Source organism: Pseudomonadota bacterium, assembly GCA_016927275.1.
In the GTDB taxonomy this organism is placed as follows: domain Bacteria; phylum UBA10199; class UBA10199; order 2-02-FULL-44-16; family JAAZCA01; genus JAFGMW01.
Genome location: JAFGMW010000075.1, coordinates 1 through 2,960, shown reverse-complemented (window position 1 = coordinate 2,960; position 2,960 = coordinate 1). Strand labels below are relative to the sequence as shown.

2 protein-coding genes are annotated in these 2,960 nt (G+C 62.6%); both read right to left on the bottom strand.

Annotated features, from left to right (window positions below):
- On the bottom strand, positions 1 to 1,437 hold a 1,437-nt coding region (dnaK, locus tag JXA24_04900; protein ID MBN1283095.1), incomplete at its 3' end, for a molecular chaperone DnaK.
- A 170-nt stretch (positions 1,438 to 1,607) separates the two neighbouring features.
- The coding region (locus JXA24_04895; protein MBN1283094.1) for a hypothetical protein at positions 1,608 to 2,960 on the bottom strand (1,353 nt) is incomplete at its 5' end.

Sequence of the window (2,960 nt, the reverse complement as noted above, 5' to 3'; positions counted from 1 at the left end):
GACGTGCACTATGCCGTTGGCGTCGATGTCGAAGGTGACCTCGATCTGCGGTATGCCGCGCGGCGCGGGCGGGATGCCGTCGAGGTGGAAGCGGCCCAGCGTACGGTTGTCGCCCGCCATCTCGCGCTCGCCCTGCATCACGTGGACCTCGACAGAGGTCTGGCTGTCGGCCGCGGTCGAGAACACCTGGCTCTTGCGCGTGGGGATCGTGGTGTTGCGCTCGATCAGCCTCGTCATCACGCCGCCGAGGGTCTCGATGCCCAGCGAGAGCGGGGTCACGTCGAGCAGCAGCATGTCCTTGACCTCGCCCGCGAGGACGCCCGCCTGCACCGCCGCGCCGGCGGCAACGACCTCGTCGGGGTTCACGCCCATGTGCGGGTCCCTGCCGAAGAAGTCCTTCACTATCTGCTGCACCTTGGGTATGCGCGTGGATCCGCCGACGAGCACCACCTCGTCGATGTCCGAGGAGGACTTGCCCGCGTCCTTGAGCGCCTTCTGGCACGGTTCCAGCGTCTTCACGAGCAGGTCGTCCACCAGCGCCTCGAACTTCGCGCGGGTGAGCTTGAGGTTCATGTGCTTGGGGCCCGAGGCGTCGGCCGTGAGGAAGGGGAGGTTGATCTCGGTCTCCATGGTCTGCGAGAGCTCGATCTTGGCCTTCTCGGCCGCCTCCTTGAGCCTCTGCAGCACCATCTTGTCCTTGGAGACGTCGATCCCCTGGTCCTTCTTGAACTCGTCTATGAGGTACTCCATGATCCTCTGGTCGATGTTGTCGCCGCCCAGGTGCGTGTCGCCGTTGGTGGAGTGGACCTCGACGACGTTCTCGCCCACCTCGAGTATCGATATGTCGAAGGTGCCCCCGCCGAAGTCGAATACCGCGATGGTCTCGTCCTTCTTCTTGTCGAGCCCGTAGGCCAGCGCGGCCGCGGTGGGCTCGTTCACTATGCGCTTCACGTCGAAGCCCGCGATCTTCCCCGCGTCCTTGGTGGCCTGGCGCTGGCTGTCGTTGAAGTATGCGGGGGTGGTGATCACCGCCTCGGTCACCGGCTCGCCCAGATAGTTCTCGGCGGCCCTCTTGAGCTTGCGCAGGATGTGCGCCGAGATCTCGGGGGGCGCGAAGGTCTTGTCGCCCACGATCACCTCGGCGTCGCCGTTGTTCGCATGCCCCACCTTGAAGGGGACTATGCGGATCTCCTCAGGCACCTCGTCGTACTTCCGCCCCATGAACCGCTTGATCGAGTAGATGGTGTTGTCGGGGTTTGTTATGGCCTGGCGCTTGGCTATCTGGCCGACCAGGATCTCGTTGTCCTTGGTGAAGGCCACCACCGAAGGGGTGGTGCGGCTTCCCTCTTCGTTGGCGATGATCTTTGGCTCGCCGCCCTCCATGACCGCAACGCAGGAGTTGGTGGTGCCAAGATCAATTCCTATTATTTTTCCCATGGTTTCCCTCCCAAACCTGATTAATTTTCTTTAAAGTTCTCCCTGACGCAGGGTGATATGGGTCCTTTTGTACGTGTAGTCAAGGTTTTTGGGAAATTTGGCGCGTGGATTGAAGAAAAAAACGAAAGGGCGGCTCACGGCCGCCCTTTCCGCTCATGACGGGCCCACGCTCAGGTCGAGCCATTGACCTTGAACGTCACATAATCGGCCTCCACCTGACTCTCCATCCCGTCGGCGATGAACGACGCCTCGCATGACACCGTCTCATCGACGGCCGGAGAGGGCAGCTTGAACGTGATGTCCACGGGGTGCAGCGCGCCGGGATCGATGTTGTCCACCCTGCAGATGAGTTTCGTGCCGTAGTTCAGGCATCCCTCCGTGCTCTGAAGAATCGATCCGGCCGGCGGCAGGAAGGTCAGGTCGCCCTTGGTGATCGCGCTTCGCCCCCTGTTCTCGACGAGGACCCTGATCGCCGCGTTGGTCCCGGGGTTCAGCATGCCGCTCGGGCCGATCAGGGTCATGAGGTGCTGGTACACCGCTGCGGATATCTCGCGGACTATCTCCACCGGTATCTCATGGAGCGCGAGCTCATCGCCGAAGCAGTCGGCTGTGGGCTCGATCTTGACGTCGGTGCTGCCCGCCTTGGCGTCCGCATCGGCCTTGAGCTTGAGCGTCACCATGGAAAACCCGCCGGGCGCGAAGGTAGCCCCGCCGACCTGGGCCTTCTCGGCCGATGTCGAAGGGGGCTTGAAGCTCACTATGTTGAAGATCCTGTCGTAGCCCTTCACGCCGGCCTGCGCCTCGGATTGATCGAGGGTGAGACCCTCCGGGAGGCTGAGCGGCTCGAGCGTGCACCCCTTGGGATACGGTATCCTCACCTCGCATTCCTGGCCTGCGTAGCAGGTGGTCTTGAGCCTCGTGGGCATGTCGTCGAGCGCTTCCGTGAAGTCCATGGTGACGGGTATGTCGACCTCGAACCCCTTGTACTTGACGTTCTGGCAGTACCTGCTGCCCTTCCATCCGTCCGCCTGGGCCTGCTCGGTATAGGTAGGCTCGAGGTCGTCCTCCTCCTCGGTCATCTGATCCTCTTCAGTGTCGCCGGTGTCGCCCGGAGAGACGACGTCGGGCGCCATTAGCGCCTTGGGGGGGGTGACGGTCATGGTCTTGGCGGCGGCCTCTGTGTTCAATGACTGCACGATGTAGTTGAAGTTCGCCTCGGAGAAGGAGAGGTCGGTCTCCACGCAGACGTATCCGGTCTTTGACCTGATCGGCACCGCGAAGGCGCCGGTCGTGTCGGAGTAGTACTCTGCCACGAGCTTGCTGTCGCGCGTGATCATGAGCTTGGCAAAGGGCACGCCGGCGTCGCTCGTGTCGTAGATCCCGTTGCCGTTCTTGTCGAAGAACACCTGGCCGCTGACGCTGCTCTGGCAGGCGGAGGCAAACAGCCCGAACAGGACAGCAGCGGCCAGCGCGAGCGCGTTGCGCGTCATGGGTCTTTTCGTCATGGCTCTACCTCTCGATTT